Consider the following 23,263-nt stretch of genomic DNA (forward strand, 5'->3'; position numbering starts at 1 on the left):
CTATTTTTACAATTAATGCAAAAAAGAAAAAATTCATTTGTAGTGGCAAGTATTTACGGTCTGCCGTAGAGACGCTCAACCTTATTATGAGCTATACAAATGTTGTAAACTTTAAAAACTAAAATCACCTCTTTAAAAGTGAACTGCAAAATTAAACATTTTATTAAAAATAATCAAATAGTATTTGAAAAAAATTAATAATTATTTAATTTAGAATTTTTATAAATTTTGTAAGTTATTAAATAATTAGTTTAATTTAACAATCGTCAAATCATATTCGTTATCAACTTCATCGTATTTATATGATAACTGCATATTAAAATCTTGTGAGAATCTTTTCGAAAAAACTTCAATGTTTACTGAATCTGGGAATGTAGATTTGTTAACTGTCATAAATAACTTAGTCCAACTAGTATTATCTTCAAATATTGTTTTAAATCTCTGTTCCCAATAATTTAAAAACTTCTCTTCTTTTTCATTAACTAACATCTCTTCCATTATTTTCAATATTTAAAAATAGTGTGCAAATTTACAATTATATTTCATTTAAATTAACCTTTTTAATTTATTAACTTTTCTGCATAGTGAATATTATTGCATTCTAGCTAAACTTAAGATTCGCTTAAGTTTTTATTTTCGTTAGGTATAACTTCTATTTAACATTGATATTTGAAGCATAATTTAATACAAAATGTTTACAAATAAATTAAAGAATCGTTATAGTAGTCTACTATTCTTTTCTACATTATTCATTATTATCTCTTTTATTCTTCGTATAATTTTCGCTTTATGGATTAATAAAGATTTCAATTGGTCTATAACTGAAATATTACATACATTTTTTTGGGGATTCATTTATGATATAAGTGTTGTAAGTTGTTTTTGCTTATTTCTATCATTTTATTTTTTAGTATTACCCAATCGATTCATTAATAGTATTTTTGATAAAATATTTGTTTATTTTATATATACGTTATTTTTAGTAATTATCTATTTCACATTTTTTGCTGAAATTACATTTTGGGATGAATTCAAAAGTAGATTTAATTTTATTGCTGTAGATTACCTTATTTACACTTATGAAGTTGTAAAAAACATTCAAGAATCATATCCATTACCTTTATTAATTGGAGGAATAGTTTTAATAACAGGTATCACTCTTTATATTTCTAAAAAAAGAAAAGTATTTTACAGTACATTCAATTACAAAGCAACATTCACTCAGAAAATAATCATTTTTGGAATAAATCTAATTATAGCAACCACAACATTATTTTTTATTAATAACGATAGTAGCTCGACATCTGAAAATAGATACAACAATGAGATTTCTAAAGCTGGAATTTTTTCTTTTTTCTCAGCATTTAGAAATAACCACTTAAAATATGATGAACATTATAAATCTATTCCTATTGAAGATGCTTTCTCTGAAATGAAAATAGAATTAAAAGATTCAAAAACTGTTTTCGATCAAGAATTTAAAAATCCTTTAAGAAGAACTGTTTTAGCAAATAATCCTACAGAAATTGAACAAAAACCAAATGTAATTTTTGTTATGATGGAAAGTATGAGTTCTTCTTTTCTTCAAGAGAAATACAATAATAAATCTATCACACCTAATCTTAATCAATTAGCTGATAATAGTATTTATTTTTCTAACATGTTTGCGAATGGAACACGAACTGTACGTGGTATGGAAGCTGTAACACTTTCTATCCCTCCAACACCAGGAAATAGTATTGTTAAACGTGTAGATAATCAAAATTTATATACAGTTTCTTCTGTTTTTAAGGCAAAAGGATATCATAATATGTTTTTTTATGGAGGAGATGGATATTTTGACAATATGAATGCTTTTTTTGGAGGAAATGGATTTGATATTTATGATAGAGGACGTGGAAGTATTTTGAGTGATGATATAAATACAAAACGATATAATATAGATGATAATGAAGTAACTTTTGAAAATGCATGGGGAATTGCTGATGACGATATCTATAGAAAAGTTCTGAAAGTTGCTGATGAAAAATATCAATCAAAACAACCATTTTTTGCTTTTGTAATGTCAACATCAAATCATAAACCTTATACATACGAAAATGGAAAAATAGATATTCCATCAGGAACAGGTCGTCCAGGAGCTGTAAAATATTCTGATTATGCCATAGGAGAGTTTTTGAAACAAGCAAAAAAGAAACCTTGGTTTAATAATACTGTTTTTGTTTTTATTGCTGATCATTGTGCTAGTAGCGCAGGTAAAGATGCTATTGATATTAAAAATCATCATATTCCTGCATTTATCTACAATTTACACTCTCATAATAATGAAAAAGTTGAAAAAGAAGTTTCTCAGATTGATATTTTTCCAACTTTATTTTCATTATTAAATTGGAAATATACTTCGCAATTTTATGGAAAAGATATTTTTGATCCATTGTATCAATCTCGATCTTTTGTTGGTACATACATCAAATTAGGAATGAAAAGAGGTGATGATGTTAGTATTCTTTCCGATCAAAAAATAATTAATCAATACAAATGGAACAAAACAAATTTGATTGATGCTAAAGTTGATCCAAAATTCGAGCGTTCTATTATATCAAATTATCAAACTGCTGATTATTTATTTAATAACAAATTATTAAGTGAAAAATAAAATCATTTTTATCGTAAATCCAATTGCTGGAAAGGGTAAAGGAAAAATCATACAATCAGAAATTCAACGTTTTTTTCAATCAAAAAACGTTGAATTTAAAATTTTATTAACTGAAAAAACTGGTCATGCTACTGATTTAGTAAAAAGTCTACTCCATGAAAAGCCTTACTCAATAGTTGCTTGTGGCGGAGATGGAACAATTAATGAAGTCGCACAAGCATTGGTTGGTACAGAAATCTTATTAGGTATTATTCCAATCGGATCTGGAAATGGTTTAGCATCAAACTTAAATATTCCTAAATGTATAGAAAAAGCATTTGAAATAATTTGTGAAGCAAAAGCAATGAAGATAGACGCTGGAAAACTTAACAATCATTTCTTTTTTAGTAATATTGGATTTGGAATTGATGCAGATGTTATCAATAATTATTCGAAAACTAATCTTAGAAATTTCTTAGGTTATGTATCAGCTTCAACAAAATCTATTTTTAGTTACCAATCAAAAACATTTAAAATTGAATTAGGTAATAATCAAATTCTGGAAGATGATTACTATTTTTTATTTTGCTCTAATTCTAACGAAGCTGGTTATGGAATAACTTTTTGCCCAAATGCGAAATTAAATGATGGAAAATTAGACTTTGTAGCCGTAAAAAAACTTAATTTTATACAACAAATTCAGTTTTCAATTTCTGTATTGAGAAAAAAACTCGAAAAAATGAAAGTTGCAAAAGTTATTCAAATAAGTGAAATGAAGTTATATTCTGCTAATGAGAAAACAATTGCTCAGATTGATGGTGAAGCTATTATTCTAACCGACAAAAGTATTGATATTAGTATAATACCTAATGCTTTGAATGTTTTAATACCAAAATAAAAATGACGAAGGCAAAGATTTTAGTCGTTGAAGATGAAATGGGAATTGCTAATTTCATGATTCAAGGTTTACAAGAAGAAGAAATGATTGTAACGCATACTATAAGTGGCGAAGAAGCTTTGCTAAAAATAAACAATGAAGTTTTTGATGTTATCCTATTGGATTGGATGATTCTTGACTTATCTGGAATTGATGTTTGTAAAGCAATAAGAAATTCTGACAATCCTAATACAAAAACACCTATCCTATTTATAACTGCAAAAGATACAGTTCAAGATACTATTGAAGGATTAAATGCTGGTGCAAATGATTATATAAAAAAACCTTTTAACTTCAATGAATTAATTGCTCGCATTAATGTCTATTTAAGAGAAATTGAAACAGTCGATGATTTAAACTTTGGGAATATAACAATCAATGTAACGACACATCAAGTATTTTTAGACAAAAAAATTATAGATTTTACACTTAAAGAATTTCAACTTTTATATTATCTATTTAAAAATAAAAACCGAATTTGCACACGAAAAGAAATTATCGAAAACGTTTGGGATATTCATTTCGAATATGATACGAGTGTAATTGATGTTTTTATAAATGCTATTCGAAAAAAATTAAATTTAACAAAAGATGATCCTCGTTTACACACGATAAGAGGTGTTGGCTATATATCAAAAGATGTTTAAAAATTTATCCATAAAAAATAGAATTGCTATATTTTATAGTATTTCATTTTCTGTTATTCTACTTATTATTTTAGGATTAATATATCTTATTGTGAATAATGGAATTAATAAAACCATGTATGAATCCTTGGAAGATGAAATTGATGGTCATATAAATTATGTTTTACAAGAACCAACCTTCACTAGTTATGTAGCACCAAGAGAATGGGAAGAAATAGAACATACAGATATTTCATTAAATCCTGTATTTATTTCTATTTATGATACAAATTTTAATTTAGTTGAAAACTCCCCGAATTTAGTACAAAGTAAACTTTTGTGGAAAGATCATCAAAAAGATAAAAAACCATATTACGCTTATTATAAATCTATTGAAATGTTAATTTCTCAAGCTAAATTAATTCATCATGGAGAAGTTGTAGGTTATGTTGTTGTTGGTATTTCTACCAAACACAATCAACTTGCTTTATCATATTTACAAAAAGCATTGTTCATCATTTTTCCTATTTCTATTATAATCATATTTTTTATTACACAATTTATAGCTTCAAGATCGATAGAACCAGTATTTAATATCATACAAACAGCACAATCAATTTCTGAAAATAATCTGTCTGAAAGAATTATTTTACATAAGAACAAAGACGAATTACATCAGCTTTCTGTCACAATAAATTCTCTTTTGGATCGATTAGAATTTCAATTAATAAGAGCAAAACAATTTTCTGCAGATGCTTCACATGAACTACGAACTCCTTTAGCAATTATAAAAGGTACTTTAGAAATATTAATTCGAAAAGAAAGAACTCAAGAAGAATATAACGAAAAAATTAATTATACATTAAAACAAGTTGAGCGTCTTTATCGATTAGTGGAACAGTTTTTATTATTTTCACGCGTAGAAAATCACAGTTTAGATTTAGATAAAACAAGTATAAATGTAAAAAATGAAATACTAACTGCGATAAATCGTTTTGATATTTTATTAAACGAAAAACAAATACAAATTAAAATAAATCAATTAACAAACGAATCAATCAATAGTTATAAAGAAGTTATTGAGATTATAATTGATAATATTCTATCTAATGCAATAAAATATTCTAAACTAAATGGAATTATTACGGTTTCTTCTAATTTTGAAAATAGTTATTGTTATATCATTTTTGAAGACAACGGAATTGGTATTAGTGAAAATGATTTAGAATTAATTAAAAATCGTTTTTTTAGAACACAAGATCAAACGACATTAAATATCTCTGGATCTGGTTTAGGATTAAATATAGCAACAAAATTTGCTGAAATAATTGGAGGTGAAATAATAATAGAAAGTAAAAAAGGACAAGGAACAAAAGTAATTCTTAAAATTAAAAAGAACCTAGAAGATTAACTTCTAGATTCTATATTTTTAATTTTTTAATGAAGCCATATCAATTACAAAACGATATTTTACATCACCTTTTTCTAATCTCTCAAAAGCTGTATTAACATCTTGAATATTTATAATTTCACTATCTGCAACAATATTGTGTTTATAACAAAAATCTAACATCTCTTGTGTTTCCTTAATTCCTCCAATATTAGATCCTGCAAAACTTTTTCTTCCTGAAACTACATTAAAAGCTCCTATTTCTAATGCTTCAGGAGGCAAACCAACTAAAACAACAGTTCCATCATGACGAAGTAAATTAAGATAAGTATTTACATCGTGTTTAGCAGAAACTGTATCTATAATAAAATGTAATTGACGTGTATAGTTAGACATTACTTCATTATCATTCGATAAAACTGCATGATCAGCACCCAAACGAATTGCATCTTCAATTTTTGAAGGAGAAGTTGTAAATACAGTAACTTCAGCTCCCATCGCTTTTGCTATTTTTATTGCTAAATGCCCTAATCCTCCTATTCCTAAAACTCCAACTTTTTTACCTGGACCTGCTTGCCAATGCATTAATGGAGAATACACTGTAATCCCTGCACAAAGTAAAGGAGCGGCACTTGCTAAATTATCAAACTCTGGCATTCTTAATACATATTTCTCATCACAAACATATGTATTAGAAAAACCTCCAAACGTATGTCCTCCAGAAACCTTATCTACACTATTGAATGAAAATGTAACACCTTCTTCACAAAATTGTTCTACTCCTTCTTCGCAAGACTCACAATGTCTACAACTATCTACAATACAACCAACACCTACTAAATCTCCTATACTAAATTTTGAAACATGCTCACCAATTGCTGTCACTCTTCCTAGAATTTCGTGCCCTGGTACAATTGGAAATAGTGTTGCTCCAAAATCATTTTTTATTTGATGTAAATCCGAATGACATATACCACAATATAATATTTCCATTTCTACATCATGCGCTTGTACCTTTCTTCTATTTATTACCATTTCTGCTAATTCATCATTTGATGAATTAGTACCAAAAGCTTTTACTTTTATTGTTTCCATATTTTTATTTTATTATAAAATTGAATTGATTAATCTAAATTTGATAACCATTTTATTCTTTCTGGATCTCTATGATCAAAGAACAAACTTTCTTTTTGATCTAAATTTGCTATCAAATTCATATCGTCTAAAGAAAGATCAAAATCAAAAACATTAAAATTCTCTTCTAAACGTTCTTTTTTTACCGATTTAGGAATAACAACAACACCTCTTTGTACTAACCAACGTAAAATAACTTGAGCAACTGACTTATTATATTTTTCACCTATTTCAGAAAGAATTTCGTTATGAAAAATATCATTTTTACCTTCAGCAAAAGATGCCCAAGATTCTATTTGTACACCATTCTCTTTTAAAAATTTTTGATCATTATTTCTTTGAAAAAAAGGATGAGTTTCAATTTGATTAATAGCAGGAATTATTTCATTATGAACAATTAAATCCATCAACCTATCTGGATGAAAATTAGAAACACCAATAGCCCTTATTTTTCCTTCTTTGTATAATTCCTCCATAGCTTTCCAAGAACCATAAATATCTCCATAAGGTTGGTGAATAAGATATAAATCTAAATAATCTACCTGTAATTTTTTTAATGATAATTCAAAAGCCTTTTTTGCACTATCATAACCTGCATCTTTTATCCAAAGCTTTGTTGTTATGAATAAATCTTCACGATTTATTCCACTTTCTTTTATAGCTTCACCAACTGCTTCTTCATTTTTGTAAATTGCAGCTGTATCTATTGATCGATAACCAATTTTAAGCGCATCTAATACTGTATTTTTACATTCTTGATAATCTGTTATTTGATAAACACCTAAACCAAGAATAGGCATTACGACACCATTATTTAATTTTACTGTTTTCATAATTGTTTGTTTTTTATTATTATTTTGATGGAATTATCTCGTTTAAGCAATTTAGAGCATTCAAAACTCTGGGATAACCTACATAAGGAATCAGTTGTGTCATCATATCAATTAATAATTCTCTATCGTTCCCAATATTAATATTCCCTTGTATATGACCTTTTATTTGATTTTCTGTACCGCCTAAAGCAATAAGAAAAGAAAGAGTTAACAGTTCTCTTACGTTAATTTCTATACCATTTCTAGTTACATAATCTCCAAAGCAATTAGCTGATAAATATTCTTGAATATGTAATAAATCTTTAGGTGATTTTTTATACATCTCATCAATTGTATTTCCAAAAATGTGTTTCTGAACAGCTAAACCTTTTTCTAATCTGTTAGAGAAATTTGTAGTTGACTGACTATCTATATTTAGTTCTATATTTCTCTCTCTAAATATTGCATTTGTAGCATGAATAAAATCTATCACTTTAGAAATACCTACATAAGGAACTGACTGATAAACAACTTCTTTTATTTGAATTGTTGATATTTCTATATTTAATGCTGCGTTTACAAACATTTTAAATTCTGTTAACGACTGACTTCCTATAGTAGAAGCTATAATAATCAATGTTCTAAGTTTTACATCTATTTTACTATTCTCTATTATTTCATCGAAAGCAAAATTATCAAAAACCTCTATCAAATCTGGATCAGAATCTTTTAATGTAGACACGTAATTTGGCCATAATTCTTCATGATTCATTATCGCTTTTATGGATATATTATTTTCTACATCATAAATAGGTGATTTGAATTGGTTATACTCATCATCATTAACAATTTCTAACCATTTTGTTTCGTCCTTATCAAAATCTGTTATCATTGCTATATGTCGCATTTCACTTTGATGTGATGCTCCATGCCAATGTTTTACATCTTTAGGGATTTTTATAACATCTCCTTGTTTAATGACCTTAATTTTATCTCCTTGTTCTTGATAATATCCAATACCTTCAATCACAAATAGAATTTGCCCAGATGTATGTTTATGCCAATTTGTTCTTGCTTTTGGTTCAAAAGTTACAGTACCAATATTTGTATTATAACCTTCTTCTGGTTTTACATTTATGTTTAGCCAAACATTACCTGTAAACCATTCTTTTGGTGCTTTTATTCCTTTTTCTAAATATGATGACATTTATATTCTTTATAATATGGTATCTTTAAATATCCAAAAAAATCAATAAAATATTGTATTTTAATCACTTGTCTTTAAGTATTTTATTTACCTACTCTATTTTGTAATTCCTTTGGATAGCGATCTCCATGAATTTTAATTTTATTCGAAGCTTCTTCTATTCTTTGTAAATCATCTTTTGATAATTCTACATTTACAGAATCTATATTCTCTTCAAGACGATGAATTTTTGTTGTACCTGGAATTGGAACTATCCAAGGTTTTTGTGCTGATAACCACGCTAAAGCGATTTGAGATGGCGTTGCATTTTTTTCTGTCGCAATTTCTTTCAATAAATCAACCATTGATTGGTTTATTTTTCTATTTTCTTCAGAAAATCGAGGAACAATATTTCTAAAATCTGAACTATCAAATTTTGTATTTTCATTGATAGCTCCTGTCAGAAAACCTTTTCCAAGTGGACTAAATGGTACGAAACCTATCTGTAATTCTTCCAAAAGTGGTAATATTTCATTTTCTGGTTCTCTCCACCAAAGAGAATATTCACTTTGTAAAACACTTACAGGTTGTATTGTATTTGCACGTTTAATACTATCTATACCAGCTTCACTCATTCCAAAAAATTTAACTTTACCTTCATCAATTAAATCTTTAACTGTTCCAGCAACATCTTCAATAGGTACATTAGGATCTATTCTGTGCTGATAAAGTAAATCTATATAATCAGTACCAAGATATTTAAGAGAATTCTCAACAACTTTTCGTATTCTTTCTGGTCTACTATCCATACCTTTTGTTGCATCTCCATCCAAAAAACCAAATTTTGTAGCTAAAACAACATCTTGTCTAAATGATTTGACAGCTTTACCTAATAAAATTTCATTTCCACCTTGACTATAAGCTTCAGCAGTATCAAAAAAAGTAATTCCTAATTCGTATGCTTTTTGGATTAGTTTTATTGCATCATTTTCATCTGTTGCTGGACCATATCCAAAAGTTAATCCCATACAGCCTAATCCAAGTTTAGAAACCTCTAAACCTTGATTTCCTAATTTTCTTTTATCCATTTTTTTTGATTTTAGATTAATAAATAAAGCCTTACTCATTAAGACATTACAAAATTGCATCGAAACAAAATGAGAATAGTTATACATATTACTGCATTATTTACCTTTATTACTGATTCATATAAATTAATGATGTTTAACCATTTATATGACTTAATTTTGTTTAACAAATAAGTGAAAAATGAGTGAAATAGTTTATTTTAATTCAGTAAGTGACTATAACGATTCTTGTGGAGTAGAGACTTTACATCCATTAATAAGTATTTTAGACCTGTCTAAATGTCCTCCTCGTGATTGGAAAGCAGGAACAAAAGTGAAAATGAATTTTGGAATTTATGCTGTTTTTCTAAAAGATGTAAAATGTGGTGATATAAGATATGGATTAGATTATTATGATTACCAAGAAGGAACATTAGTATTTGTTGGACCAGGACAGGTTTGGGATATTGAATATGAAATATCCAATTATCAACCACAAGGTCATGTTATGGTATTTCATCCAGATTTAATTCATGGAACTTCTCTCGGAAAAACAATAAAAGACTTTAATTTCTTTTCATATCAAATGAATGAAGCATTACACTTGTCTCTAAAAGAAAGACAAATTATATTGGACTGTTTTTCTAAAATTGAATTTGAACTACAACAAACAATAGACAAGCATAGTAAAAAATTAATTAGTGCTAATATTGAATTATTTTTAAACTATTGTGATAGATTTTATGATAGACAATTCATTACAAGAGAAAAACCAAATAAAGGTGTTTTAGAAAAATTTGAAGATTTAATTACCAGTTATTTATCTTCTGGTATCGCATCAGTAAATGGATTACTATCTGTAACTTACTGTGCAAATGAATTAAATTTATCATCAAACTATTTTGGAGATTTAATTAAAAAAGAAACAGGTGTATCTGCTCAAGAATATATCCAAAATAGAATAATTGATGTAGCAAAAGAACGAATCTTAGACTTTGATAAATCGATAAGCCAAATAGCTTATGATTTAGGATTTAAATATCCTCAACATTTCACACGATTATTTAAACAAAAAGTAGGCAAATCTCCTGTAGAATATAGAAACATTAATTAAGTATCAACTTTAATAAATTAGTCATTTTTATTAATACTATAATACTAAAACATTTAGATTTAATTAACTTATTAACGCACTAAATAAGCAATATATTTCTTAAATTGTAGTGTATTTAAAACACACAAAAAAATGGAAATAACTGCTGCTCTTGTAAAAGAGAAAGGAGGGAAATTTGAATTAGAAAAAATTTCCTTAGATGAACCTAGAGAAGATGAAGTATTAGTAAGAATTGTGGCATCTGGAACTTGTCATACAGATATGGCTGCAAGAGACCAACAAACTGGACCTACTCCTTTTCCTATCGTGCTTGGACATGAAGGTTCTGGAATTGTTGAAAAAGTTGGAACTGGAGTAACAGAATTAAAACCTGGAGACCACGTTGTATTAACATTTGGTTTTTGTGGAGAATGTTATACATGTCAACAAGGAAAACCTACTTATTGTGAAAATTTCCCTGGTTTAAATTTTGGAGGATCAAGGTTAGATGGATCTCATAGTCATCACGATCATAATCATGATGTTTTTGATAATTTCTTTTCACAGTCTTCATTTGCTACCTATGCAATAGCAAATAAAAGAAATGCAATAAAAGTTTCAGAAAAAGCACCTTTAGAATTATTAGGCCCTTTAGGATGTGGAATACAAACTGGAGCTGGAGCTGTTATTAATTCACTAAAAGTTTCTCCAGGAAAAACTATAGTAATTTCTGGTGCTGGTGCTGTTGGATTATCAGCTTTACTAGCAGCAAAAGCATGTTCTGCTGGTAAAATCGTAATGGTTGATATTAACGAGGATCGTTTAGAGTTCTCTAAAGAATTGGGAGCTACACATGTAATCAATAGTCGTAATGTGGATGTAATTGAAGCATTAAAAGAAATATCTCCTAAAGGATTTGATTTTGGTTTTGATACTACAGGACGAAACGATGTTATTAATAATACACTAGCTAATTTAAAATCATTAGGACAAATGGGAATAGTTGGTGTTGCAACAAAACCATTAGAAGTTGAAATGAATTCTTATGTTTTGAAAGGAATTAAACTATTAGGAATTGTTGAAGGTGATAGTGTTCCTACAGAATTTATTCCACAAATGGTAGAAATGTATCTAAATGGTCAATTCCCATTCGATAAATTAATTAAAAAATATAAATTTGAAGATATTAATCAAGCGATTGAAGATTCAGAATCTGGTAAAACTATAAAACCAGTTATCTTAATTGGAGAATACAAAAATTAATTTCAAATAATAAAAAAACGAGAAGTAAACTTCTCGTTTTTTTATTAAAAACTATATCCTAAACCAAAAGAAAAAGATTGTGGTAACATTTTATATTCATTTTTATCTTTATTGAGTGAATTAAATCCATATTTGTAAGTTGCATTCAATTGTAATCCAGAACTTAATTCATAACCTATATTAGCTGCTAAACCATTTGATATTCTCTTCATTTCAGACTTATTTCCATCATATTTTTTAAATACATCAATATCATCATTTTTATATTTTCCGGAAAAACCTAAACCAAAATATGGTCCGGCTCCAATAAAAAATCTTCCATCTGAATTATTTTTCCATTGTCCCATTAAATAAATAGGTACTTCTGTTCCAAAATATTGAAATTTATCATCTACTCCATTCCTTTCTATAGTGGATGAATTATATACAAACATAATATCTTCTTGAATAGCTAAATTTTCCGTTAACTTAAATCTTATTATAGTTCCAATTGCACCTCCAAAATCTATTTTACTCTTTAAATTTGGATTATTTTTTATTATAAAATTTGTACCATTTCCTTCAGCTTTTACACCAAGTGAAATTCTTTCTTTTATAGAATTTAAGAAAGTTTGAGCATTTATCTTCTGAACACTTAATAACAAAGTAAAAGATAATAATAAAATTAAATTTCTTTTAAAAATGTTTTCCCTTTTAACAATCATGATATTTTTATTTTTAATAATTATAATGCAAAATTATATTCATGCAGATATTTAGGAAAGGTTAAATTTATTTATAATTGGTCATTATTATCATTTTTTAAATAAATTCATAAAAATAACATCATAAAATTGGACATTAAACGTTATTTAACAAAGTTAAACTCATTAAGAATGTCTAAAATTGTAAAATATGACCTTTTAAAATCTTTAGAAGGAAGAGAAAATTTAGATAAAATAGATGATGAAATATACATCTGTGAATTATCTAAATCTAAACATATAGCATATAATCATCCGATTAAAACTGATTTAACTATTTGTTGTATATGCTTGCAAGGTGAAATGAATGGTAAAATAGATTTGATTGATTATCACTTTCAATCATCTAGTATTGCGATTTCAATTCCAGGACAAATTTTAGAACCTGCAAGCTTTAGTGATGATTTTTATGGAATTTTAATTTATATGACAAAAGATTTTACTGAACGTTTAGATTCTTTTATTGATCATTCTTTATATCTGAATATAAAAAAATAGACCACATATTAAATTAAATGAAGATGAATTAAACTCTATATTGAACTATTGTAATACATTAAGAAGAATTATAAATGTAAAAGATTCTCCTCATCAAATCAAAATTATTACACATCTAACATTAGCATATTTTTATGGAATAGGGAATTTTATTCATAAATTAAATAAAAATCACACTCTCAGAAAAGGAGAAAAAATATCGAGTACATTTATAAAAATTGTTCGTGATAATTATAGAACAGAAAGAAAAGTTGACTATTATGCAAAAGAAATGAATATAACAGCAAGCTATTTATCTCACATAGTTAAAAAATCAACAGGAAAAACTGCAAGTCAATGGATTGACGATTATGTTATTTTAGAAGCAAAAGCTTTATTAAAATCAACAAATATGACTATCCAGGAAATATCTGATGAATTAAATTTTCCTTCACAATCTTTTTTTGGTAAATTTTTCAAAAGAATTGAGGGAATTGCTCCTAAATTTTACAGATGAGAATTATTCTATTCTTAAATTTTTCAAGTTATATCTGTAGTTTTCTAATAATAAACTTTCTGTAACATACCCAACATACTTTCCTTGCTTAGTCAACAACATATAGTCAATCTTTTTATTTTCCATCATTTTTATAACGTTTGCAGAATTAGCAAAAACTGAAATTGATGGAGCTACAGAAATACAATCTTCAAATGTTTTATCCCCAAAAGTTTCATGAAATAAAAATTGTCTAATTTGATCTAAAACTACTACACCATTAATTGTCTGATCTTCATTAAGAACTGGAATAAAATGCTGAGTTGTTGTAGAAAAAATATCTTTTATATCCTCTATAGAGTTATCTGTTGTAAGTGTTTTAATATTTTTAATATAAATAGAAAATAAATCTATCTTATTGAATAAATTTTGATCTTTATCAGATGTAAAAACTATTCCTTGATCTGCAATTGAATATAAATCCATAGAATATTTATCATATCGTTTTGATATAGCAAAACTTATAGACGAAACAATCATTAACGGAATGATTAGTCCATATCCTCCAGTTATTTCAGCAATTAAGAAAATTGCTGTTAATGGCGCATGAAACAAGCCACTCAATAAAGCAGCCATGCCTACAACAGTGAAATTTGCAACTGGAAGATTAAATCCGATTAAATTAAATAATTTAGAAATAAAATAACCTAAATAAGAACCTACAAATAATGAAGGAGCGAAATTTCCTCCATTTCCCCCACTTCCTAATGTAAGACCTGTTGCAATAGATTTTATAAGAATAACGACTAATACAAATCCTAAAACAATCCATTGATTATGACTAAAGCTCTCTAACAAAGAATTACTTAAAATAAACCTAGCTTTATCATTTACTAAATAATTAATCCCTTCGTATCCCTCTCCAAATAATGTTGGAAAAAAGAAAATTAATAAAGCCAAGAAAGAAGAGCCAACAACTGCTCGCCAATATACATTCTCCGAATAATGACTAATCATATGTTCTACTTTTCTAAACAATCTAGCATGATATATAGAAATAAAACCTGCTAAAATACCTAAAACAACATAAAAAACAACATTTCTATAATCAAACTCTAATTCATAACGAAAAGACAATAACATTTCTCTTTTTAATGATATATTTGCTATTAAAGCTCCTGTTGCAGAAGACAATAACAATGGTATAAAAGCAGTTACACTCATATCTGCCAAAACTATTTCTATAGCAAATAAAACACCAGCTATTGGTGCATTGAAAGCTGTTGCTATTCCTGAAGCAACTCCACATGCTAATAATAATGTTCTTTCTTTGTATCGGAATCGATAATATTGACCATAATTAGAACCAAAAGCTGCTCCTGTAATTGTAATAGGAGATTCTAATCCTGCAGACCCTCCCATACCAACTGTTAATGAACTTGTTATAATTTGGGCATACATTTGCTTTTTAGGCATTATTCCAGATTTTTTTGCTACAGCAATCATAATTTGTGATGTTCCTTTCTCTATTGAACCATCTAAAAATTTTTGAATAACAAATACTGTAGCAACAATTCCTAATATAGGTAAAAGACTATTTACATAAGGTAACTCTAATATTTCATTGATATATAATGTAAATTGAAATACATAATGGGCAAATGATTTTAAAACAATCACTGCTAAACCTGAAGATATTGCAACCAATACACAAGACAGATATAAAAACTGTCTTTCACTAAGCACGAGCTTTAAAAGATTCAACAAATCTTGAAAATAATTTACTGCATGAACAATAAATTTGACAAACTTATTTTTGGTTTTAGAAACTGATTGCATTTAACAAAAATAGATAAGATTTTTTAGACAAAAATTATAAATCATTTTTTTATTTTTTTTTAAAATATACAATTATTGTTCCTTTAGTGTTTCACCATAAACTTGCAAAGCTCTTTCTCTTGCAAAACGATGTTCTACAATAGGTTTAACATATTTGCTTGTTCCATATTCTGGAACCCATTTTTTTATATATTCAAAGTCTTTATCAAATTTTGTTGTTTGAATTTCCGGATTAAAAACTCTAAAATATGGAGCTGCATCACAGCCTGATCCTGCTGCCCATTGCCAATTTCCATTGTTTGCAGATAAATCGTAATCATTAAGTTGTTGAGCAAAATAAGTCTCTCCCCATCGCCAATCAATCAATAAATGTTTACAAAGAAAACTTGCTACAATCATACGAACTCTATTATGCATATATCCTGTTTCATTTAATTGTCGCATTCCTGCATCAACTATTGGATAACCTGTTTTTCCTTCGCACCATTTCTGAAATTCTTTTTCATTATTTCTCCATTTAATTTCATCATATTTTATTTTGAAAGATTGATGAACAACTTTTGGAAAATGATACAATATTTGCATAAAAAATTCTCTCCATATTAATTCTGATAACCAAATTTCATTATGTTTTAAAGCAAATTCTACACATTTTCTTATACTTATTGTTCCGAAACGTAATGCAATACCAAGTTGAGTTGTTTTTTGTATCGCAGGAAAATCTCTATACTTATCATATTCATCTATAATAGATTTATCAAGTATTGGTGAATTAAATTCTATATCAGATTTCTCAAAACCTAAATCTTCTAAGGAATGAATATCAGAGAATTGTTGTTGATAAAAATTATCAAAGTTTAAATCATATGCCGAATAATGTTCTTTTTTCAAAGCTTCTTTCCATTTTTTAGAATATGGCGTATAAACAGTATATGGATTTCCATCTTTCTTTAAAATCTCATTTCTATCAAAAATAACCTGGTCTTTGTAACCTTTTAAAACTATATTATGTTCTCTAAGAAAATAATATATTTCTTTATCTCTATCAATTGCATTTGGCTCGTAATCTCTATTACAAAATACAGCTTGTACATCGTATTCATCTATCAGTTTTTTATAAATAGATAATGGATTACCACAAAAAGTTGTTAATGTAGTTCCATAAGATTTTAATTCAGAATTAATTTTATTTAAAGCCTGATGAATATAATCTACTCTCCTATCTTTTTTATTTTCTAATTTGGATAAAATTGTTTCATCAAAAATAAATAATGGTAAAACTTTATCATTAGAATGAAGTGCGTGATGTAATCCTACATTATCAGACAATCTTAAATCTCTTCTAAACCAAAAAATAGAAACTTTTTTTTTCATTAAAATATTAATTTTAGGACTAATTTTATCCTTATTTTTATTTAACAATTAAGACACAAAAATAGAGCATTCAGAAATTATTTGGGACAATCTATCCACAAAAAGAAATTATTTTATACAATAAAAAAGATAACAATTTGTTCTTTTTATTTTTATTAAGTTTACCACTCAAATATTACATATGAATATAAAAGATAATCCTAAATTAATTAGAGCTTGGATTTCTTATGATTGGGCAAATTCTGTTCATGCTTTAGTCATTGCATCTGCTATTTTTCCTGTATATTATACAGCTATGACATATGATGCAAATAATGCACCAATAAAATTTTTAGGTTTATTACCAGAATCTGCATTTAATTTTTCATTAGCAATTGCTTTTTTCTTTGTTATTGTTTTATCTCCCGTTTTATCATCTATAGCAGACTTAATAGGAAATAAAATTAAATTCCTAAGATTTTTCTGTTATTTAGGAGCATTTTCGTGTATTGGTATGTTTTTCTTTACTTCTGGTAAATTAGTTTGGCTAGCATTATTACTAAATATTACTGGAAGCATAGGCTTTTGGGGAAGTTTAGTTTTTTATAATTCCTATCTCCCTGAAATTGTAAGTGAAAATAAAATGGATAAAGTATCTGCACAAGGTTATATGTTTGGTTATATTGGATCAGTACTACTTTTAACCGTTTGTCTTGCTATGATACAACTTGCTCCTGAGGAAAAGCAAGCTTTTTTTACAAGAATAAGCTTTCTATTGACTGGAATTTGGTGGTTTGGTTTTGGGCAAATTGCATTAAATAAATTACCAAATAAAAAGTTTGATAGAAAAATACCTAAAAACATTATTAAAAGTAGTTTTGAAAATCTTAGAAAAACATTCAAAGATTTAAATCAACATAAAAATATTCGAATATTTTTATCTGGTTTCTTCTTTTATAGCCTTGCAATGCAAACTATTTTTTTGATGGCTGCTATGTTTGGTAGTTCTGAAATTGGAATGGAATCTTCTGAATTAATCATGACGATTTTACTTATACAAATTGAAGCTGTTTTAGGTGCATGGTTATTTTCATTCTTATCAGGAAAAATTGGAAATAAAAGCACTTTACTTATTGGAATTTTTATTTGGATAATTACTTGCTTAATTGGTTTTTTAATTAATAAAAATGATCCTAATGTAAAAATGCAATTTTATATAATGGCTGCAATGGTAGGATTGGTTATGGGAGGTTTACAAGCATTATCTCGATCAACTTATGCAAAATTATTACCCGAAACTGAAGATACAACTACATATTTTAGTTTTTATGATGTATTTGAAAAATTTGCTCTTTTTATGGGATTAATGATTTACGGTTTATTGATAGAATATTCTGGAGGAATGAAAGCTTCTGCTTTAGCTATGGGAGTTTCTTTTGCTATTAGTTTTGTTATTCTTTTATTCTATAAAATGGAGAAAAAATAAAAACACTAATTACTTTGTGCTTTTATAAAATCATTAATAAGCACATTCAATCGTTTATTACGTACTGCTTTCTCAAATCTCATGGGTTTAGCAGCACGTTTATCACATTCCATAATACCACAATTTTCGCATGTAACTGCAACTTCTTGTACTGGAATAGAAGGATCATTCATAAATTTAATTTTCCTTTGGGCTGATTTATACAAAATACCAATTGTTACACTACGAAGATAATCTGGATTAAAAGGATCTTTTGTTGCTGATGATATTACATAATATTTTTGATTATTACTAAACGGATAAGTAGAAATTTGAGATCCTATTTCATGTGTAGAATTTTCATTATTTTGTAAATCTTTCAAAACATTCAAAGAAACCCATCTTCTACAGTAATGTTCATCTGTTCCATTTGCTTGTGGAGATTGTTGTCTATTTAAATGTAATTCTTTTGTTAATTTATATGAATCTGAATCTTTTCGAGTGGATAAACGTAAAAAGAATAAATCACGTATATTAAAATGTTTTGGTAACAGATTAGTCATTCTTTGATACACTGTTTCTGGAGATTCTGTATACTTCCCAAAAATTTCTTGAAATTTAGATAAATCATGGCTTTCTAAAGCAAAAACCTCTTCCATATCTTTCAATAGCATTTCTTCTGGTAATAAAAGAGCTCCTGCAAAATAGGAAGCATAAAAATTATTCAATAATTGATCAAAATTTTCGAAACTTGCCCATGAAAAAGTATATAATCTATCCGTTAACTTTAAATAATTATAACCAAGTTCTTTTGCTAAAATAAAACGCTTTTGATCTACTTCCGATAATATATTAATATATAATATTTTCTTTTCCTTAATGAATATTGATCTTAACTTTTCTAAATCAGGCGAACCTAAAGTTTTAAAATCTCTGTAATAAATTGTATAATCATATTCTTCTTTTAAAATTTCTTCCATTGTTTCATTAGAAACAAATTTATCTGACTCTAAAAGATACTCTTTCAAAAAATTCCTTGCTGAAATTTCAATTTCTGGAAAATAATTATCGTGTGATTCTTGAAAAGAACGTAAAGAAGCAAGAAAGAAACTTTCTTTTGTTAGATTATAATTATTCCCTATTTCTATTAAAGTCGAAATAAAAGCATTTACCTTGAGCGGAGCATTAGAAATGATCTCTATCAAATCTCTTTCTTCAATACCAAAAATATCTAATGGAATCTCTTGTAACAAATTAGATTGTAAAATTTCCGCAACAGGAGCAAGATTTTTATCTAGTTTTAAAGATACAAGTTCATCATAAGGTACTTGAAATGCATCTGCTAAAGCAATAATTTTATCTGTTTTAGGATATTTTTTACCTTTTTCTATCTCATTTAGGTAAGATTTAGAAAGCCCTGTTAATTTAGATAACTTAAACAAAGATAAATCTTTAGATGTTCTAATCTGCTTTAATTTTAATCCAAAAATTAACTTTATATAATCTTGCTGCATAATTCTTTCAAAAAATATTTGGTAAATCTAAACGAATTTTATTAATTTAGCGAACGTTCGCTGAAACTATTTAAATTAGTTTTATAACTAACCAAAAATACTAAAATCTAAAAAAAGGTATGTATTTTGATCTATAAAATTTATAATATAGAATCTATAGATCAGAATATTTTTAGATAAGATTATAAAAAATGAGAATAGTTATTATAGTTGAGAGACTTAAAGTACTAGAATTAAAGAACATTGTTGTAATCGAGAAATATCAGGCTCACTAATTGACTTTGGTTTATATTTTTTCCATAATGCACGTACGTAACTTCCACAGCAAAGCGTGAGCCTTATTTCTATTTTTTTATTTTAAATAACCTCTTCTATAGTAATTTTTTGATTATTCATTTCGAATATATCTCCTTTTTTCTTTCCTAAAATTGTTTTGGCCAATGGTGTTTGAGATGAAATAACGAATATTTTTTCATCATGAAAATCTATTTCTCCTAAGCTACAAACAATATAAAAATTTCCCATTGATGTTTTTACATAAGAACCTATAATTACACTATCGCTTTCTATATATTTTATTTTTAAAAACTGTTCTTTTTGTATAATAACTTCATTTAACTGTTTTTGTATATGCATAATTTCTTGTTGAATCATTTCTCTAGAAGTTTCATATTTATCACCCATACTACTTTTAGTATCATTATTTGAACTTCTCAAATCATTAATTAATTTTTGTAGATAGTCAATTTTATCATTCAATAATTCATGAATAAATTGATACAGTTTTTCTTTCATTTATTTATGTGATTAAATCAACAAATACAAAACAGGGATTAGATATTCTCTAATCCCTGTTTTGTATTTGTTGATATAGATTTATATAATTTTTATTATAGCTTAGTCGAATTTAAATATTCTTCTACCTCTTCTTCTTTTGCTTCTTCCGTATCTTCTTTTAATACTTTTTTAGCTACTTTACCAACAGTTAATCCCTGAACAACAATAGAAAACAAAACAACAACATAAGTTATTTCTAATAATAATTCTTTCCATTCAGAATTTGGCATTGATAAAACTAATGCAATTGAAACACCTCCTCTAATTCCTCCCCAAACAAGAACAATTAAAGATCCTTTAGAATATGTATTTTTTCTTAAAATTGTTTTAGCAGGAATATATATTGATAAAGTTCTTGCAAATAAAACAATAAAAATAGTTAAAATACCTAAAAGTATTTGCCCAAGAATATCATCAATTAATAATAATTCGAAACCGATGAATAAGAATAAAATAGCATTCATTATTTCGTCAATCAATTCCCAAAATTTATTTAGATAATCTTTTGTTGTTTCTGTCATTGCAAATTTTTGTCCATAATTACCAATTATTAATCCAGCAACAACCATAGCTAAAGGACTTGAAAAATGTAATGTTTTAGCTATTAGGAAACCACCCATTACTATTGATAAAGTTATAAGAGCTGTTACTTTATAATCATCAATTTTTTTAATTGCTTTTGATGCTGAGTAACCAAGTAATAGACCTAATAAAATACCTCCACCTGCTTCTTCTAAAAATAAAATAGAAATAGCTTGCCAAGAAGGATCGAACTGTGTATTTGTAGCTACTTCTAAAACAACAGCAAACATTACAACAGCTACACCATCGTTAAACAATGATTCACCAGTAATCTTAGTTTCTATTGTTTTTGGTACTTTCGCTTGTTTTAAAATCCCTAAAACAACAATGGGATCTGTAGGTGATATTAATGTTCCAAACAATAAACAGTATATGTATGGTATTTGAATTCCAAAAAAAGGTGCAACATAAAATAGAATTGTTGCTATAATAAACGCTGATAAAACAACTGATATTGTTGCATAAGTACCAATTGTCCATCTCAGATTTTTTAAATCAAAAATATTAACATGTAAAGCTCCTGCAAAAAGTAAAAAATTAAGCATTGCTCCCATTAATATTTCATTAAAATCTAAACTATTAAAAAGTTGTCTAAATTCTTCGCTTATAGTTGGAAAGAAAATAGTTCCAGCTATACGAATAATAGCAGAAACTAGCATGGCAATAATCATAATCCCAATTGTACCTGGTAATTTTAAAAAACGAATATTTGCATAAGAAAATATAGCTGCAAGTACAATTAGAACTGAAAAAGAATAATAAAGTTCCATTAATATTTATATGTTGATTAATTTTTTTGAAAAGATACAAAAAAAGGGGCACTTTTCAGTGTCCCTTTTTAATATAATTTATGTTTTTTTTATCTTTTACTTATGACTTTGGGGCTTGTCCAATTAAATCCATAAATTGATCTAATTTTGGTAAAATGATAATTTGTGTACGTCTGTTTTGAGATTTCCCGTCTGCAGTTCCATTTGTAGTTAATGGGTTAAACTCTCCACGACCTCCAGCAGTCATACGTTTTGGATCTACACCGTATTGGTTTTGTAAAGCTTGAACAACAGAAGAAGCTCTTAAAGCAGATAAATCCCAGTTATTACGGATATTAGGTTTAGAAATTGGTACATTATCCGTGTTACCTTCGATTAATACATCATAATCTTTATAATCATTAATGATTTTTGCTATTTTACTTAAAGTTTCTCCAGCTGCTGGTGAAATTTCGTAACTACCAGATTTATATAACATATTATCTGCTAAAGAAATATATACAACACCTTTTAATACTTTTACATCAACATCCTTAGCTTCATTACTTGATAAAGATCTAGTTAAATTATTAGTTAAAATCATATTTAAACTATCAGATTTACTTTTAGCATTTACTAAATGTTTGATATATTTATTTGATTCATTGATCTCTTTAACTAATTCAGAAACATTTTTAGAACCTCCATCAATACATTTTTTTAATTGTGCTTGTAGTTCTCTAATTTGTTGTCTTTCACTTTGAACTGTATTTTCAAAATGACCTTGATTTGTTTCAGAATTTGCTAATTTAGCTTTAGCTACAGCTAATTCTGTTTGACACCCTTGATTTTCAGAATATGTTGAATTAAATTTATTTTGTAATTCATCATATTTTTTCTGACTCACACAACTAAATAGTGATGATGCAGCAATAATAGCTACTGGAAAAATTGAAAATTTCATAATTATTATTTTATTATTTCAGTTACACGAATATAAGTCATTATTTCTTATTAATGATAATAATAGAACAAAAACCGTGCAGAAAAAAAATAACAGATATA

General features: G+C 27.0%; 21 protein-coding genes and 1 riboswitch. Of the genes, 9 read left to right on the top strand and 12 right to left on the bottom strand.

What is annotated here, in order from left to right:
- Positions 1-20: 20 nt before the first annotated feature.
- A riboswitch (purine riboswitch) is annotated at positions 21-119 on the bottom strand.
- 127 nt (positions 120-246) lie between these two features.
- On the bottom strand, positions 247-498 hold the full coding sequence (locus tag RT575_RS09300; RefSeq protein ID WP_313386362.1) for a hypothetical protein: 252 nt from the start codon (positions 496-498) through the stop codon (positions 247-249).
- A 193-nt stretch (positions 499-691) separates the two neighbouring features.
- Between RT575_RS09300 and RT575_RS09305 the strand changes: the two genes are divergently transcribed.
- Genes RT575_RS09305 through RT575_RS09320 form a run of 4 tightly spaced genes read left to right on the top strand, consistent with a single transcriptional unit; the run spans position 692 to position 5,609 of the window.
- Positions 692-2,656, top strand: coding sequence for an LTA synthase family protein (locus RT575_RS09305; protein WP_313580373.1), 1,965 nt, complete (start codon positions 692-694; stop codon positions 2,654-2,656).
- Positions 2,646-3,533 carry a diacylglycerol kinase family lipid kinase gene (locus RT575_RS09310; RefSeq protein WP_313580375.1) on the top strand — a complete coding sequence of 296 codons (888 nt, stop codon included), beginning with the start codon at positions 2,646-2,648 and terminating at the stop codon, positions 3,531-3,533. Before RT575_RS09305 ends, RT575_RS09310 begins: the two co-directional genes overlap by 11 nt.
- A 2-nt stretch (positions 3,534-3,535) precedes the next feature.
- On the top strand, positions 3,536-4,219 hold the full coding sequence (locus RT575_RS09315; protein ID WP_313386365.1) for a response regulator transcription factor: 684 nt from the start codon (positions 3,536-3,538) through the stop codon (positions 4,217-4,219).
- Positions 4,212-5,609, top strand: a complete 1,398-nt coding sequence (locus RT575_RS09320) for a HAMP domain-containing sensor histidine kinase (RefSeq protein WP_313580377.1) — start codon at positions 4,212-4,214, stop codon at positions 5,607-5,609. Before RT575_RS09315 ends, RT575_RS09320 begins: the two co-directional genes overlap by 8 nt.
- 18 nt (positions 5,610-5,627) lie before the next feature.
- Here RT575_RS09320 and RT575_RS09325 read toward each other — a convergent pair whose 3' ends face one another.
- The 4 genes from RT575_RS09325 to RT575_RS09340 all read right to left on the bottom strand — a co-directional run bounded on the left by RT575_RS09325 (position 5,628) and on the right by RT575_RS09340 (position 9,808).
- A complete protein-coding gene (locus RT575_RS09325; protein WP_313580379.1) occupies positions 5,628-6,683 on the bottom strand; it encodes an NAD(P)-dependent alcohol dehydrogenase in 1,056 nt (351 codons plus the stop codon).
- Positions 6,684-6,712: 29 nt separating this feature from the next.
- The gene (locus tag RT575_RS09330) at positions 6,713-7,555 is read right to left on the bottom strand and encodes an aldo/keto reductase (protein ID WP_313580381.1); all 843 of its coding nucleotides are present in this window, start codon (positions 7,553-7,555) and stop codon (positions 6,713-6,715) included.
- A 19-nt stretch (positions 7,556-7,574) separates the two neighbouring features.
- Positions 7,575-8,741 (bottom strand): carboxymuconolactone decarboxylase family protein, encoded by a 1,167-nt coding sequence (locus tag RT575_RS09335; RefSeq protein ID WP_313580383.1) that lies wholly within the window; start codon positions 8,739-8,741, stop codon positions 7,575-7,577.
- An 83-nt stretch (positions 8,742-8,824) separates the two neighbouring features.
- Positions 8,825-9,808, bottom strand: a complete 984-nt coding sequence (locus RT575_RS09340; protein ID WP_313580385.1) for an aldo/keto reductase — start codon at positions 9,806-9,808, stop codon at positions 8,825-8,827.
- Between the two features lie 181 nt (positions 9,809-9,989).
- Between RT575_RS09340 and RT575_RS09345 the strand changes: the two genes are divergently transcribed.
- Positions 9,990-10,901: a helix-turn-helix domain-containing protein gene (locus RT575_RS09345; RefSeq protein WP_313580387.1), complete on the top strand. Its 912-nt coding sequence runs from the start codon at positions 9,990-9,992 to the stop codon at positions 10,899-10,901.
- Positions 10,902-11,033: 132 nt separating this feature from the next.
- A complete protein-coding gene (locus tag RT575_RS09350; protein WP_313580389.1) occupies positions 11,034-12,143 on the top strand; it encodes an NAD(P)-dependent alcohol dehydrogenase in 1,110 nt (369 codons plus the stop codon).
- A gap of 44 nt (positions 12,144-12,187) precedes the next feature.
- On the opposite strand, the gene RT575_RS09355 is transcribed toward RT575_RS09350, so the two are convergent.
- Positions 12,188-12,847 (bottom strand): porin family protein, encoded by a 660-nt coding sequence (locus tag RT575_RS09355; protein ID WP_313580391.1) that lies wholly within the window; start codon positions 12,845-12,847, stop codon positions 12,188-12,190.
- A 171-nt stretch (positions 12,848-13,018) separates the two neighbouring features.
- On the opposite strand from RT575_RS09355, the gene RT575_RS09360 reads away from it, so the two are divergent.
- Positions 13,019-13,384 (top strand): hypothetical protein, encoded by a 366-nt coding sequence (locus RT575_RS09360; RefSeq protein ID WP_313580393.1) that lies wholly within the window; start codon positions 13,019-13,021, stop codon positions 13,382-13,384.
- 40 nt (positions 13,385-13,424) lie between these two features.
- Positions 13,425-13,880 (top strand): helix-turn-helix domain-containing protein, encoded by a 456-nt coding sequence (locus RT575_RS09365; protein WP_313580395.1) that lies wholly within the window; start codon positions 13,425-13,427, stop codon positions 13,878-13,880.
- A 3-nt stretch (positions 13,881-13,883) separates the two neighbouring features.
- On the opposite strand, the gene RT575_RS09370 is transcribed toward RT575_RS09365, so the two are convergent.
- The gene (locus RT575_RS09370; protein WP_313580397.1) at positions 13,884-15,698 is read right to left on the bottom strand and encodes a chloride channel protein; all 1,815 of its coding nucleotides are present in this window, start codon (positions 15,696-15,698) and stop codon (positions 13,884-13,886) included.
- Positions 15,699-15,770: 72 nt separating this feature from the next.
- Positions 15,771-17,072, bottom strand: a complete 1,302-nt coding sequence (locus RT575_RS09375; protein ID WP_313580398.1) for a deoxyribodipyrimidine photo-lyase — start codon at positions 17,070-17,072, stop codon at positions 15,771-15,773.
- Between the two features lie 181 nt (positions 17,073-17,253).
- Here RT575_RS09375 and RT575_RS09380 point away from each other — a divergent pair, with 181 nt between their 5' ends.
- A complete protein-coding gene (locus RT575_RS09380; protein WP_313580400.1) occupies positions 17,254-18,537 on the top strand; it encodes an MFS transporter in 1,284 nt (427 codons plus the stop codon).
- Positions 18,538-18,542: 5 nt separating this feature from the next.
- Here the strand turns inward: RT575_RS09380 and RT575_RS09385 are convergent, their stop codons facing one another.
- The 4 genes from RT575_RS09385 to RT575_RS09400 all read right to left on the bottom strand — a co-directional run bounded on the left by RT575_RS09385 (position 18,543) and on the right by RT575_RS09400 (position 23,162).
- On the bottom strand, positions 18,543-20,030 hold the full coding sequence (locus tag RT575_RS09385; RefSeq protein ID WP_313580401.1) for an XRE family transcriptional regulator: 1,488 nt from the start codon (positions 20,028-20,030) through the stop codon (positions 18,543-18,545).
- Positions 20,031-20,387: 357 nt separating this feature from the next.
- Positions 20,388-20,825 carry a V-type ATP synthase subunit D gene (locus RT575_RS09390; protein ID WP_313580402.1) on the bottom strand — a complete coding sequence of 146 codons (438 nt, stop codon included), beginning with the start codon at positions 20,823-20,825 and terminating at the stop codon, positions 20,388-20,390.
- A 95-nt stretch (positions 20,826-20,920) separates the two neighbouring features.
- Positions 20,921-22,219 (bottom strand): sodium:proton antiporter, encoded by a 1,299-nt coding sequence (locus tag RT575_RS09395; protein ID WP_313580404.1) that lies wholly within the window; start codon positions 22,217-22,219, stop codon positions 20,921-20,923.
- 100 nt (positions 22,220-22,319) lie between these two features.
- A complete protein-coding gene (locus tag RT575_RS09400) occupies positions 22,320-23,162 on the bottom strand; it encodes a flagellar motor protein MotB (protein ID WP_313386394.1) in 843 nt (280 codons plus the stop codon).
- Positions 23,163-23,263: the final 101 nt, after the last annotated feature.

It is taken from the genome of Chishuiella sp., from assembly GCF_032109125.1.
Classification (GTDB): domain Bacteria; phylum Bacteroidota; class Bacteroidia; order Flavobacteriales; family Weeksellaceae; genus Empedobacter.